The following is a 13,369-nucleotide window of genomic DNA, read 5'->3' on the forward strand; positions in this document are numbered from 1 at the left end:
CGGGCTTGGGGGCACTCCAGTGCAAGTCTCAGTAATTCGCGTCAGGTCGTTCAAGATGATACCGGGCTGTGGTGGTTTTACACCGGAGCATTTCCATTGTTCGTAACTCCTGGAACAAATCCAGCTCTAGATCCTCTTTGGTATTGTGTAGGATTGCTAAATGGTAAGGAAGTAAATGATCTTTCTTCATGGTGCGATGTGGTCTCCAACGTTGATGTAACCAGCCAGATTAGCAAGTATTTCAGAACCCTTTCTTACCTAAAATTTAACGCGATTTGTTACGGTGAAATTAAGATCTCATCTCAGGTAAGCACATTTGATGTTGCTTATGATATGAGCAAGTTAACCATCAACTTAGACCTTTCTGTTGTTGATACCACAATCACAAATAATGGATCTGTTCTCCGAGTTACTGAACCAAATGAACAAGTTTTAACTGGGTTTAATGCTGGGTTAACTAGTATCAATCAGGATACGTCAAGCATTTTACTGCAATTTGGGCAATGCACATTTTCCTATGTTGCTGAAGATAATGTGAATGACAGGGCTTATCTCAGATCAACTGGACAGGTAATCAGAAAAACAGATACACTGGTGCTTACTGCGACTGACAGAAGCATTTTCAGGAGCACACCTTCACTTTATGCATTGAATGGAACGGTTACCGCGAGCGTTAAACCATTAACTAATCGCATTACATGTTATCTGCCAAAAGTTGTATTAACAGGATCTTACCCTGGTACAGCACGCATAGAAAATATCGTTCAGTGTAGCAGGAATAATGTGAAATTTATTGGTGGTGCATATGACCACCGCTCAACATCTATGGTAGCACACTCTTTTTTATCCATTTCGCAATGTGCATTCATAGAGATCGAATCCTTGCTGGCAAGTAATAACTTTGCAGAAAGCAGTCAGTACGCAATAAGCCTGTTTAGCACTGCATTTGTTCACATCCATAACTGTGCATTCCCTTACGGGTGGGCATTTGTTGATGGCAATTTTATGCGCGACACAGTCATCGAGAAATGCACCATTGCTAATGCCTTTGGTGCTCATGCGATGGCCTGGAACATGACAGTACGAGATTGTAAGTTGCAGGGGGTAACCAGCAACGTTGACTTTACTACTATTGCTGGCGGCATCCATCTTACTGGAGGTGGGCAACTTCTTGTGGAAGACATCGAGTACTGGTACTCAGGTGGTGCAGCAGCAGCAGAATATCTAGTAGGGTGCAGACAGGATTACGGTCAGGGGTGGGAAGGGGATGTAACTGTAAGAAGAGTTAAAGTGTATGCCAATGGGCTACCAAACCCTTTTATTCTGGTATATATGGCAGGTGGTTACCCGAATACTATGGATTATACGCGCCCGTATGCTTATCTCGGTAAGAAGATAATTGTTCAAGACGTTACCATATACAAAGCTTTGATTGACCGCGCGCCAGCAAGCGTGATCATTGCACCTGTATGGTTCGCAAACCCTTCAAGTCCATCAATGCAATGGCGCCTTGCAGATGATGTTCTTATCGAGCGCATTAAAGCTGATGTTTCAGGATTTGGCGGCCTGAGGCTGAACCTTCAGATCCCAGGGGTGAAGACAACTAATTACGTAGCTAAAACAGTGAATTTCACCGTTCGGGAATGTGATTTTACTACTGGTGGGATCACAATGAGCCTGGCCCAACCAGGCTCTGATGGGTCAAATATAACAAACCGGGTTCTTTTCGAAGATAATATTGGACCAGTATCAGGTACTCTCAGTGGAACTGTGAACGATAAATGGGAATTTAGGCGCTGCACTATTGGAGCGCTTAACTCAGCAGGGAGCTTAAACGCCATAAAGGTATACCTAAAAAACTGCGATATCTCTGCTGCTTTGTGTGGAGGATCTAGCAGTGGTGAACAATGGTATTATTACGATAGCCATATCACTACGGCATCAACCGTTGATCTTGGCTCCCGTGCCGTTTACTGCCATGGTAATACCTGCCCTGTTGGAGGGGCTATCTCTGGGCGGACTCAGCCAGAGTGGTGGGAGTACAGAGATACGTCTATCTTTAGAACATCATAAAAAAAATGGCCCGTTAAGGGCCATTTTTTTAGATAGTTGTTGTATTCTTTTTTAGCAATGTTGCGCTTAGGTTTTTCCCAGTTTTTATGAATGGGGTTTCAACCATTTTGTATGTAATTATTGATGCTATTACAGTAACAAATAATATCATCGGGAATAAAGCATAGAATTCTGTTCTGGTAACGCCATAAAAATCATAAATATTAAAAACAGTAAATGCTGAGTACAGTATAAATCCATGAGTAAGGTATATGCTGTAGCTTATGTCTCCTAAATAAACTAGGCCATTTTTGCGAAGAGCGCCAAAGATATCATTTCCAGATGAAATTAAAATGAAAAGCATTCCAACAAGCAGCATTTGATATAAAGAGTAGCTAGGAGTCTGTGTAAATGCTATGGCGCATATAATAATTGCAAAAATAGAACATGTATTACTTTTTAAGAAATTGATTTTTAGCTTAGTCACGTAATATGCAATCCCACCTATCGCAAATAAAATGAATAGCTCGTAGCGCACAGACGTTGCATAAAGACATAAAATCAAAACAACAGCGGACAGTGCGCCGTATATTTTTGAGGAACCACCTTTTTTAATGATAAGGCTTAGTAGTGGGAGTGATATGTAAAACAGAGCCTCATAGAATAAAGTCCACTGCACGCCGCTGATGCTTCTGCCAATGTTGTACCCATTAAGAGGCTGAAGGAAGAAAGCCATTCCGGCAGCTAAAGATTTAACAAGAGAAGATAGCGAGGTCTCCCCATCATATGTAACAAAGTAAACGCTGTATATTATTGCCAGCATGAGGATGTATAATGGATATATTCTGAATATCCTGCCAGCCGCTAACTCAGGCCACGATCTTACACCTTTAGATATTTTGCCTACAAAAAGGTACCCGGTAATCATGAAAAAAAGTGAAACAGGAATTGATCCAAGATTTCCAACAAATAGACTATTTACTGCCCATGTTCCTTCAGCCTTCCAGTTGTACGTCAAGACGAAGTGATGAAGAAGCACCATTGGTGCCAATAGCCCTCTGAAACCATCAATAGTTATGTTTCTGTTATTGCTGGTATTTATTTCAGCAGAGTTAAAAACAAAGCTTGCAACGACAATGCAGATCGTAAAAATTGTGATTAATACCAAATTATCGAAGTACATCATTCTCGCCATTGTAAAAAGTAAATAAACATTTTATCACCCTTTAGGTAATTTCGATAGGAACAATCCGAACGAAATCTATCCGTATAAGGATTATCATGTATCATAAACTCACAAACTAAGGGGGGTTCATTATGCATACTTTACGGTGGTCACTATGTCTGCATCCATGACGGTTTCAGACATCAATCATGGGCTTAGCTTGTGTGCTCTTGGTGCCTGGTTGGTTGGCGTTCCGTCTGAGGTGGTGATCGGTGGTCTGGCGGGTGCGGTAATTTTTGTTACCTTTGCGGCAGAGTATCCGATAAAGCGGCGCTTGCTCCTGGCTGTCATCAGCTTCTTCTGCGGCCTCCTCTTCTACAAACCAACGGCAACCATTCTCATTGGCTTCGCAGCCATCCTCCCCGGCGTAACATCTGACATGTTCGAAAAAGGTGTTGTGTTCTCTGCCGGTGCTTTCGTCTCTTCAATCGTGGCTGTCAGGTTTGGCGTCTGGTTGTATCACCGTTCTGAAAATCCGCGCGACCTTATCCCGGGGAGAAAAGACGATGACCAGTCCTGAACTCATTCTTAACGCTGTTATCTGCGGCGCTATAGCCATTCGCGTTCTTCTGTTTCGTCGTGACGGGTCACGCCATCGCCGCTGGGGTGGATGGCTCGCATACCTGCTAATTGTCTCCGCCGCCAGCGTCCCTATCCGCACATTCTATGGCTATTACATCAGCGCAGATTGGTCAGAGGTAATCATTAAAGCGGTGTTCCTTGCTGCGCTTATTAAAACCAAGGGGAATGTGGTTCAGATATTCAAATTAACGAGGTCTCAACATGGACATTAACCAGTTCCAGCGCGCTGCTGGTATCAGTACTGAGCTGGCGACGCGCTGGCATCCACACATTACCGCCGCCATGCAGGAGTTTGGCATTACTAATCCTGACGATCAGGCGATGTTTATCGCGCAGACCGGGCATGAGAGTACAGGCTTTACGCGCCTGGTGGAGAGCTTCAACTACAGCGTTGCTGGTCTTGCTGACTTCATTCGCACCGGGCGCATTACTCAACAGCAGGCGAATGCGCTTGGCCGCCGCCAGGGTGAGCCGTCGCTTCCTCTGGAGTGCCAGCGTGCGATCGCCAATCTGGTGTACAGCAAGCGCATGGGAAACAAGGGCCCGACTGATGGATGGTTCTACCGTGGGCGTGGGCTTATTCAGATCACTGGCCTGAACAATTATCGCGCCTGCGGGAACGCTATCAAAGCCGATCTGGTGTCTCAGCCTGAACTGCTGGCACAGGATGCGTATGCCGCCCGCAGCGCTGCCTGGTTCTACTCTGTGAATGGCTGCCTGAAATATACCGGTGACCTGGTGCGAGTCACGCAGATTATCAACGGTGGCCAGAACGGAATTGATGACCGCCGGGCGCGCTATGCTGCTGCGAAAAAGGCGCTGGTATGATTTTGGCATTCATAAAAGCGTACTGGAGGCAGCTGATCATTGTTGTGTTGCTCTCTGCGCTGGTAGTCGGTGGCATCGTTGCATGGAAGGTTCACGGCAGCCAACAGTATGATGCCGGATATGCACAGGCAAAGGCAGACCGTAAAGCCGAAGATGATAAAACTCGCCAGAAGGATGAGCAGGAGAAAGCGACCAATGAACGTGAAGCTCAGCAAAGGATCGACCAGGCGCGCAATGATGCTCTTGATGCTGCCGCTCGCGCTGGCAGGTTGCAGCAGCAGCTCATTGCCATCGACAAGCAGCTCAGGCAGTATAACGCCACTGTCGGCGCTGGGCCGTCAGCCGCAGACACCGGAATTTTGCTTGCCGACGTGCTCCGCCAATCTCTCGAAAGAAACCGAGTCCTGGCAGAATACGCTGACCGGGCAGCCGAAGCCGGGCGGGTCTGCGAACGTCAGTACGACACCCTGACGAAACAGGTCACAGTTTCCCGGTGACGGTATATAAAACGGTACGCCAAAAAACGGATTTAATAAAGTTGTTACCATTCAATTGGTTATGCTTACCGTAAATAATTGAGTGGAATGATTTAATTCCTGCACTATGAATGAACAAAACCCTCTGTTGCTACAGAGGGTTTTTTATATTGCTGACTAAAGTTAGCAATATAAAAAAGCCTGTAATCCTCACGAATCATAGGCTTGAAGTTACTGACAGCGATTAATTAAACCAACTGTCCGATTTATTCTCTTCTGCTTTACCCACGCTTTTCATCAAATCGCGACCACCTTCTGTCACATTCCTGTTAGCGTCAGCTTCAGATTGCACGACATCAGTTTGCGCGGCTTTGTGCTTCAGCTCCTGATCGATAAATTCGTTCTCGCGCTTAACGCGGGCTTCTTCTTTCGCCAGCGCCAGTTTTTGTTTCTGAATCTCTAAGCTGCGCAGCTCATCTTCATAACTTTGATCGCGTTTTTTATCCGCAGTGGCTTCGGCGTCCAGTTTATCCTGGCGAGCTTTCTTATCCGCTGCTGCTGCCGCCGCTCTTTTATTGGCGGCGGCCTGAGCGTTTGCGCGACGCTGTTTCTCTTGTTGAATTTCCCTGTTGCGCTCCGCGACCCATTCGTCATGCTGCCTTTGCTCTTCATTTTTACCTTGCTGTTCCGCTTCTGCGACAGCCGAGAGTTGATCCTGCAATGATGAGGCGGCAGCCGGATAGCTTAAGGAGGCTAAGATGGCGCAAAGAAAAACTTTCTTCATGACTCCTCCTGATTATTAGCTCTTTTCAGGACATTTGGTATTTGGCTGAATACGCGTTTCGTTATACGTTGTGGTAATAACGACAGCTAAACCCGTCGTAAACTGGCATTCTTTACCCACCTGTGTGGATGTATACACTTTGGTGCCTTCCTTATAAGTTAAAGAAACACCTTCCACTAAGGTTTTATCATTCACCATAGAACCTGCTGCTGCGCCTACAGCTCCGCCGCCAACTGCACCTGCCGTCGTTCCGGAATTACTGCCAGACCCGACGTTGTGGCCGATAACGCCGCCAGCGACTGCGCCAATAAGTGCGCCGAAGGCTTGTGCGTTCCGTTTATTTTGGGAGTTGTCTACGGCAACTTTTGCGGGAAGAATGGAAATGATATTAACGGTTTTAGTTTCTTGCTTGGTATTCAGTTGATCAGTTTGATAAACATCGGCGGCATGATCGTCAGCATTTGATTGGCATCCTGCCAACATGAATGACGCTAAAATTGCCACAGGCAGAAGACATTTTTTAAATTTCATCACTATTCCTTGTTATAGACTTTACGAAAAACAAGACATTTAAGATCATCGAAAGAGGAAAGTAAATGTATAGACTATGAAGGAATAGATTAAATTTATTTAAATTCATTGAATAAATATATATGCATTAACGCATAATAAAAACATATATATTATGTTTAATATACATTGCGTCTTATTGCAGAATGATTCGAAATCAGAACAAAGAGGTAAAAATTTAGATAAATAAATGCCTGCCGCTTTGATAACAACAAAGAGCAACCGTATCTGACAGCATTGAGCCGTCTTGTTCAGTAAAGGTGACGAAGGTAACCGCTAACGTTGTACCGGGGATTCGATAGAGAATGTGGATTGCTGAGCTTCTTTTTTGCTCTGATGATGCTGCCAGGCGCCAACGGAGGAGTAGATAAAGCGGCCAAAGAAGAAGAGAAAGCTGATAAGCAATACGATACGAGTCATGCGACTGTTAAATCGGTGTCGTTTTCGCATACTGGTTGGCTGACTCACAAAGGGTTCCTCAAAGTATGTCCATGCCATGGACGGTACTTACATTAAGGCATACCCGGGCGCAATGGTCAATTGTTCATTATGTAAAAAAGCGTCAGTTGATACATATTTTAATGTTATGGAAGTTAATTTAATTATTTACAATAATGATGTAATAATGACGGGTTAACATGATAAACGTAATAATTCATTGAACAGGGTAATTTTGTTTGATATATATCAATTGGAACTTTCATATGACAATTAGAATCAATGCTCCTTAATTGCGATGAATAATCATCCATCGAAGTCAGGTGGGATGCCTGTCTGAATACACCCTTTCAGGATGTAAGGGGTTCTGCTGAGCATCTATGAAACTGAATGCAACTTATATAAATATACGTGATAAATGGTGGGGGCTTCCGCTGATCCTGCCGTCTATAATCTTGCCTGTTTTTGCCCATATAAATACGTACGCACATATTTCTTCTGGTGAAGTTTTTCTCTTTTATCTGCCGCTAGCGCTGATGATCAGTATGATGATGTTTTTTAGCTGGGCAGCATTGCCAGGTATTGCTTTAGGGATTTTTATTCGCAAGTATGCCGAGCTTGGTTTTTATGAAACGCTCTCGTTAACGGTTAATTTCATTATCATTATCATTCTTTGTTGGGGCGGCTACAGGGTGTTTACTCCCCGACGTAACAACGTTTCACATGGCGATACCCGCTTAATTTCCCAGCGCATTTTTTGGCAGATTGTTTTCCCTGCAACGTTGTTTCTGGTGCTCTTCCAGTTTGCGGCGTTTGTAGGTTTACTGGCGAACAGAACAAATCTGGTTGGCGTCATGCCCTTTAATCTGGGAACCTTAATTAATTATCAGGCTTTACTGGTGGGTAATCTGATAGGCGTCCCGCTTTGCTACTTCATCGTTCGTTCTGTACGAAATCCATTTTATTTACGAAGCTATTATTCTCAATTAAAACAACAGATTGACAGTAAAGTTACAAAAAAAGAGTTCGCGCTGTGGTTGCTTGCTCTGGGCGCATTGTTATTTCTGCTATGTATGCCTTTAAATGAAAAAAGCACAATTTTCAGCACCAACTATACCTTGTCGTTATTGCTGCCGCTGATGATGTGGGGAGCGATGCGTTATGGCTACAAGCTGATCTCGTTGCTCTGGGCAATAGTGCTGATGATCAGTATCCATAGCTACCAGAATTATATTCCCCTTTATCATGGGTATACCACTCAACTAACCATAACCTCCTCCAGCTATCTGGTATTTTCTTTTATCGTCAATTACATGGCGGTTCTGGCAACGCGTCAACGAGCGGTGACCAAACGCATTCAGCGACTGGCTTACGTGGACCCGGTTGTTCATCTGCCGAATGTTCGAGCTTTGAATCGCGCGTTGCGTGATGCGCCCTGGTCCGCGCTATGTTTTTTACGCATTCCCGGTATGGAAATGCTGGTAAAGAACTATGGCATCATGCTGCGTATCCAATACAAACAAAAGCTTTCACATTGGCTGGCACCTTTACTGGAACCCGGAGAAGACGTTTATCAGCTTTCTGGCAATGATCTCGCGCTGCGACTGAATACAGAGTCTCACCAGGAGCGCATTATCGCATTGGATAACCATCTTAAGCAGTTTCGTTTCTTTTGGGATGATATGCCATTGCAACCACAGATTGGTGTCAGCTATTGCTATGTCCGTTCGCCAGTGAATCATATTTATTTGCTGTTAGGCGAGTTAAGTACGGTTGCTGAACTCTCTATAGTGACTAATGCCCCGGAAAATATGCAGCGTCGCGGAGCAATGTATCTGCAGCGAGAATTAAAAGACAAAGTGGCAATGATGAATCGGCTACAGCAGGCGCTTGAGCACGACGATTTTTGCCTTATGGCCCAGCCAATTACTGGAGTGCGCGGCGATATCTATCATGAAATTTTGCTGCGTATGCGAGGGGAGAATGATGAACTCATCAATCCTGATAATTTCTTGCCGGTTGCGCATGAATTTGGCTTATCGTCCAGTATCGACATGTGGGTCATCGAACATACATTGCAATTTATGGCGGAAAATAAAGAGAAAATGCCCGCCCAACGATTTGCGATTAATTTGTCGCCAACTTCAGTTTGTCAGGCCCGCTTTCCTGTTAAAATTAGTAAGTTATTAGCGAAATACCAAATAGAGGCGTGGCAGCTTATCTTTGAAGTCACCGAAAGTAATGCCCTTACCAATGTTAAGCAGGCACAGAATACGTTACAACATCTTCAGGAGTTAGGATGCCAGATTGCTATTGATGATTTCGGCACCGGATACGCAAGTTATGCGCGGCTAAAAAATGTGAATGCCAATTTATTAAAAATTGATGGCAGCTTCATCCGTAATATTGCCTCGAATAGTCTGGATTACCAGATAGTGGCATCGATTTGTCATCTGGCACGAATGAAGAAAATGCAAGTGGTTGCGGAGTATGTTGAAAATGAAGAGATTCGCAAAGCCGTACACTCTTTGGGTATTGATTACCTGCAAGGCTTTTTGATTGGTGAACCGCAGCCGTTAATTGCGATTACGGCTGAAAGAGAACCTGTTCGAGAAAGCGCGTAATTCATTTGGGCCAACGCAACAGGTTGGCCCGTTTTCATTTCATATTAAGCCGCGATTTCCGGCGTGCTTTCTTCTTCAATTTTTAACCGCCAGCCATTCACGCCTTCCCAGTATTCTTGCTCCTTTTCCAGATCAAGCAATACCAGCGCGTTCTGGCTAAACCAGTCATGCGGAAAACGTAACGTCCAGTGGCTATCATCAGTAATCAGAGTCAATGTCGGCGGTGTTGTGGTTGCCTGACGTTGATTGTTAAGTAATACGCCAAGACGCAACAGTTGAATTAACGGCAGGAACTGTTTTTTCTTAAACAGCGTAAAGCGTGGCAAATCGTCGAGCTTAATCGCTTTACGATGATAACGCACCAGCGTCGCCATCATCAGTTGTTGTTCCTGATTAAACCCTGGCAAGTCGCTGTTTTGCAAGATATACGCAGAATGGCGATGAAGGCCGCTATGATTAATGCTTAATCCGACTTCATGTAGCATGGCGGCCCAGCGCAGTAATGCTTCCAGTTGTGGATGCGCCAGCTTCGGTTGCTGTTCCCGCCATTGTTCGTACATTTGCATAGTTGTGTCGAGCACCCGTCGGGCCTGTTCACTGTCAATGTGATACTGGTTGGCCAGACTGCTGGCGGTGCGGCTACGCACATCCTGATGGCGGAAACGTCCTTCCATTTCATACAAAACGCCTTCACGCAGCGCCCCGTCAGAAAGCCGCAGTTCACGAATAGCTAAGGCATCAAATACACCACACAAAATAGCCAGACCAGGAACAAAAACTGTTTTACGTTCTTCCGAAAGACCCGGCAAACTTAACGCCGAGAAGTTACGATGCCGTAAAACTTCTTTCACCAGTTTATCGAGGCGCTCTGGTGTGATGATGCCGTCTTTCTCGCCCATTTCCAGCAACACTTCGTGGGCGGCTTTAATGGTGCCGGAAGCCCCCATAGCAACGTTCCAGCCCTGAATACGGAATTGCCAGGTTAATGTTTCCAGTTTTTGTGCAGCCGCCATGCGTGCGCGCTGAAAATTCTCTTTATTGATGACTCCGCCCGGAAAATAAAGCTGGGCAAAGCTAACGCAACCCATCCGGCGGCTTTCGACGAGAATCGGTTCGAAATTTTCTCCAATTACCAGCTCCGTTGAGCCGCCGCCAATATCAATAACCAGTTTGCGACCTTTTTCCGGCTGGGTATGTTCCACCCCCATAAAAATCAGACGAGCCTCTTCGTTGCCGGAAATAATTTCAATCGGATAGGGAATAACCTTTTCGGCGCGTTTCAGAAAATCAGTAGCGTTCAGCGCCTGACGCAGTGTATGTGTCCCGACAATGCAGACACTAGAGGGAGAGAAACCTTGCAAGCGCTCGGCAAACAGCGACAGACAGCTTAAACCACGCGTCATCGCCTCCTCACTCAACATATTATCTGGCCCCAGACCATCTGCCAGGTGTACCCGTTGTTTCAGGCGGCCAATAATCTGCATGGCGCCATCCACCACACGGGCAATAACCATGTGGAAACTGTTTGAACCAAGATCGACCGCAGCAAACTCCTGCGGGCGAGGGGATTTGTCGTGTATTGGCATAGGTTATTCTGGTTGTTCGAGTGATTTTATGTAGTCGTAGATCGCCAACTGCGCCCGAACTTTCCGGCGATTACCGCGGGGAACGTAGCGATTACTGAGTTCTTTATCGATATAACGTGCTTTCACCGTATCGCTGAACAGAATATCTACGATATCCAGTACCCGCTGCTTCAGGCGCGGGTCGAGCAGCGGCGTTGCCACTTCAATACGATAATCAATGTTGCGCGTCATCCAGTCGGCGGAAGAGAGGTAAACCTTTTTATCGCCACCATTTTCAAAAATATATACCCGATCATGTTCAAGGTAACGGTCAACAATGCTGATAGCACGAATATTGTCGCTAATGCCTTCCAGATTGGGGATCAACGAACACATCCCGCGTACCAGCAGATTTACCGGCACGCCGGAACTGGATGCCGCATACAGACGATCGACCAGTCCTTTATCGACCAGGTTATTCAGTTTCAGAGTAATACCGCTGGGCAGCCCTTGTTGTGCGTTGGCGATCTCGCGATCCACCATTTCATACAACAGACGGCGGGAGTTTTGCGGCGACACCATTAAATAATCAAATGTCACCGGACGGTATGGGTTTTCAATAAAGTTGAACACCCGCCGCACTTCGTTGGTGATGCGCGCATCGGCGGTCAGCAGCGAATAGTCGGTATAAAGACGTGCGGTTTTTTCGTTAAAGTTCCCGGTCCCGATATGCGCGTAACGGACGACTTCACCGTTTTCTTTACGTGAAATCAGGAACAGTTTGGCGTGAATTTTCAGCCCCGGCGCAGAGAAGATAACGTGCACGCCAGCTTCGGTTAGTCGCTTCGCCCAATGAATGTTAGCTTCTTCGTCAAAACGTGCCTGTAGTTCAACCACCACGGTCACTTTCTTGCCGTTGTGCGCTGCGTGGATCATCGAGTCGATGATGCGTGAATCTTTTGCCACACGGTAAATGTTGATTTTAATCGCCAGCACGCTCGGATCGAACGAGGCCTGACGCAACAGTTCCAGTACATGCTCAAAGGTGTGATAAGGGTAATAGAGCAGAACATCGCGTTCGCGAATGGCATCAAAACCGTTGCGGAACTGGGCTTTATCAAACCAGATATGGCGTAAACGCGGCAGTGGTTTGTTAACCAGATTCGCTTTGCCGACATTAGGGAAATTAATAAAGTCTTTAAAATTGTGGTAACGACCGCCAGGGACGATTGAGTCGTAACGGGAAATAGTCAGTTTCTCACGCAACACTTCAACCAGCGCGTTAGGCATATCACGCTGATAAACAAAACGTACTGGCTCTGCGGTTAAACGCTGTTTCAGACTGGAAGACATCAGCTCCATCAGGCTGGCTTCCATCTCGTGTACTAAATCGTATTCGGCGTCGCGGGTCATCTTCATCGAATAGGCATTCAGCGCGTCATAATCAAAGAAGCCTTTGAAGATATCATCAAGGCAGTAACGCAGAATGTTATCCAATAAAATCATTGGCTTGCGTCGACGCGGTGCTTCCGGCGGCAAATTCACAAAGCGCGGAACTTTATCCGATGGGATCTCCAGCAGCGCGTAACGGATGGTATCGCCACGAATTATCTCCACCGCCAGATAGGTATAATCATCTTTCAGAAACTGCACTAAGTCAGTGTCAGGATTGATTAAAATCGGCGTAATGTGCTGACGCAGATACTGCTTAAAATAATGACGCAGCCAGTTTTGTTGATTAACGGAGAGTTGGCGTTCATTAATCAGGAAGATCTGGTTACGCGCCATCTCCAGTAGCAGTTCATTGTAAAGGCCGTCAAATTCTTGATCGGCTTTCAGCACGCGGGATTGAATTTTGCCCAGCAAATGGCGGGAATGAGAGTTAGAACCTTGTTCTTCGCTAATAATGATCCGTCGCTTCAGTTCAGCGAAGCGAACTTTATAGAACTCATCAAGGTTATTGGAATAGATCCCAAGAAAACGCATCCTTTCAATCAGCGGGTTAGATTTGTCCGCCGCTTCCTGAAGCACGCGTTCATTGAACGATAACCAACTGAGCTCTTTCTCGATGTATAGCTTTTCCTGACCCATTACCACTTTTACTCCGTTTTATTCACGGGACACTGCCTGGATATTATGGCGAGCAATGTTGGCAGATGTCCAACTATGCCAGAAAAGGGGGAAAAAAACTGCTGAAGCCTGCGATTTACAGGAGAAATGAGAAG

The 13,369-nt window shown here is 45.7% G+C and carries 13 protein-coding genes; 7 read left to right on the plus strand and 6 right to left on the minus strand.

Going from position 1 to position 13,369, the window contains the following annotated elements; translation table 11 throughout:
- Positions 1–2,073 (plus strand): hypothetical protein (locus D9738_RS24790; protein ID WP_165383337.1); only part of this gene is annotated, 2,073 nt, incomplete at its 5' end.
- A gap of 28 nt (positions 2,074–2,101) precedes the next feature.
- Here the strand turns inward: D9738_RS24790 and D9738_RS14425 are convergent.
- A complete protein-coding gene (locus tag D9738_RS14425) occupies positions 2,102–3,238 on the minus strand; it encodes an acyltransferase (RefSeq protein ID WP_165383338.1) in 1,137 nt (378 codons plus the stop codon).
- A gap of 154 nt (positions 3,239–3,392) precedes the next feature.
- Here D9738_RS14425 and D9738_RS14430 point away from each other — a divergent pair, with 154 nt between their 5' ends.
- The 4 genes from D9738_RS14430 to D9738_RS14445 are packed head-to-tail and all read left to right on the plus strand — an operon-like array spanning position 3,393 to position 5,184.
- On the plus strand, positions 3,393–3,797 hold the full coding sequence (locus D9738_RS14430) for a putative holin (RefSeq protein WP_130260482.1): 405 nt from the start codon (positions 3,393–3,395) through the stop codon (positions 3,795–3,797).
- Entirely contained in the window at positions 3,784–4,071 is a 288-nt protein-coding gene (locus D9738_RS14435; protein ID WP_130260483.1) for a phage holin family protein, read from the plus strand. The genes D9738_RS14430 and D9738_RS14435 overlap by 14 nt, the downstream gene beginning before the upstream one ends.
- A complete protein-coding gene (locus tag D9738_RS14440; protein WP_130260484.1) occupies positions 4,061–4,687 on the plus strand; it encodes a glycoside hydrolase family 19 protein in 627 nt (208 codons plus the stop codon). The genes D9738_RS14435 and D9738_RS14440 overlap by 11 nt, the downstream gene beginning before the upstream one ends.
- The gene (locus D9738_RS14445) at positions 4,684–5,184 is read left to right on the plus strand and encodes a DUF2514 domain-containing protein (protein WP_130260485.1); all 501 of its coding nucleotides are present in this window, start codon (positions 4,684–4,686) and stop codon (positions 5,182–5,184) included. Before D9738_RS14440 ends, D9738_RS14445 begins: the two co-directional genes overlap by 4 nt.
- Positions 5,185–5,407: 223 nt before the next feature.
- Here D9738_RS14445 and D9738_RS14450 read toward each other — a convergent pair whose 3' ends face one another.
- The 3 genes from D9738_RS14450 to D9738_RS14460 all read right to left on the minus strand — a co-directional run bounded on the left by D9738_RS14450 (position 5,408) and on the right by D9738_RS14460 (position 6,985).
- On the minus strand, positions 5,408–5,947 hold the full coding sequence (locus D9738_RS14450) for a DUF5384 family protein (protein WP_130207481.1): 540 nt from the start codon (positions 5,945–5,947) through the stop codon (positions 5,408–5,410).
- Positions 5,948–5,962: 15 nt separating this feature from the next.
- Positions 5,963–6,481: a glycine zipper 2TM domain-containing protein gene (locus D9738_RS14455; protein ID WP_165382790.1), complete on the minus strand. Its 519-nt coding sequence runs from the start codon at positions 6,479–6,481 to the stop codon at positions 5,963–5,965.
- Between the two features lie 312 nt (positions 6,482–6,793).
- A complete protein-coding gene (locus D9738_RS14460; protein WP_165383277.1) occupies positions 6,794–6,985 on the minus strand; it encodes a YfgG family protein in 192 nt (63 codons plus the stop codon).
- Positions 6,986–7,013: 28 nt separating this feature from the next.
- Here D9738_RS14460 and D9738_RS24795 point away from each other — a divergent pair, with 28 nt between their 5' ends.
- Positions 7,014–7,154 (plus strand): hypothetical protein, encoded by a 141-nt coding sequence (locus tag D9738_RS24795; protein ID WP_165383276.1) that lies wholly within the window; start codon positions 7,014–7,016, stop codon positions 7,152–7,154.
- A 181-nt stretch (positions 7,155–7,335) separates the two neighbouring features.
- Entirely contained in the window at positions 7,336–9,579 is a 2,244-nt protein-coding gene (locus tag D9738_RS14465; protein WP_130207477.1) for a sensor domain-containing phosphodiesterase, read from the plus strand.
- Between the two features lie 44 nt (positions 9,580–9,623).
- On the opposite strand, the gene ppx is transcribed toward D9738_RS14465, so the two are convergent.
- Positions 9,624–11,165 (minus strand): exopolyphosphatase, encoded by a 1,542-nt coding sequence (gene ppx / locus D9738_RS14470; protein ID WP_130260486.1) that lies wholly within the window; start codon positions 11,163–11,165, stop codon positions 9,624–9,626.
- 3 nt (positions 11,166–11,168) lie between these two features.
- On the minus strand, positions 11,169–13,235 hold the full coding sequence (gene ppk1 / locus D9738_RS14475) for a polyphosphate kinase 1 (protein WP_130207473.1): 2,067 nt from the start codon (positions 13,233–13,235) through the stop codon (positions 11,169–11,171).
- Positions 13,236–13,369: the final 134 nt, after the last annotated feature.

The sequence above is a fragment of the Escherichia sp. E10V5 genome (assembly GCF_004212315.1).
GTDB lineage: Bacteria > Pseudomonadota > Gammaproteobacteria > Enterobacterales > Enterobacteriaceae > Escherichia.

Bases quoted from the DNA above. Each gene is read 5' to 3' on its own strand.
- D9738_RS14425 (WP_165383338.1), bottom strand. From the start codon at position 3,238: ATGATGTACTTCGATAATTTGGTATTAATCACAATTTTTACGATCTGC.
- D9738_RS14430 (WP_130260482.1), top strand. From the start codon at position 3,393: ATGTCTGCATCCATGACGGTTTCAGACATCAATCATGGGCTTAGCTTG.
- D9738_RS14435 (WP_130260483.1), top strand. From the start codon at position 3,784: ATGACCAGTCCTGAACTCATTCTTAACGCTGTTATCTGCGGCGCTATA.
- D9738_RS14440 (WP_130260484.1), top strand. From the start codon at position 4,061: ATGGACATTAACCAGTTCCAGCGCGCTGCTGGTATCAGTACTGAGCTG.
- D9738_RS14445 (WP_130260485.1), top strand. From the start codon at position 4,684: ATGATTTTGGCATTCATAAAAGCGTACTGGAGGCAGCTGATCATTGTT.
- D9738_RS14450 (WP_130207481.1), bottom strand. From the start codon at position 5,947: ATGAAGAAAGTTTTTCTTTGCGCCATCTTAGCCTCCTTAAGCTATCCG.
- D9738_RS24795 (WP_165383276.1), top strand. From the start codon at position 7,014: ATGGACGGTACTTACATTAAGGCATACCCGGGCGCAATGGTCAATTGT.
- D9738_RS14465 (WP_130207477.1), top strand. From the start codon at position 7,336: ATGAAACTGAATGCAACTTATATAAATATACGTGATAAATGGTGGGGG.
- ppx (WP_130260486.1), bottom strand. From the start codon at position 11,165: ATGCCAATACACGACAAATCCCCTCGCCCGCAGGAGTTTGCTGCGGTC.
- ppk1 (WP_130207473.1), bottom strand. From the start codon at position 13,235: ATGGGTCAGGAAAAGCTATACATCGAGAAAGAGCTCAGTTGGTTATCG.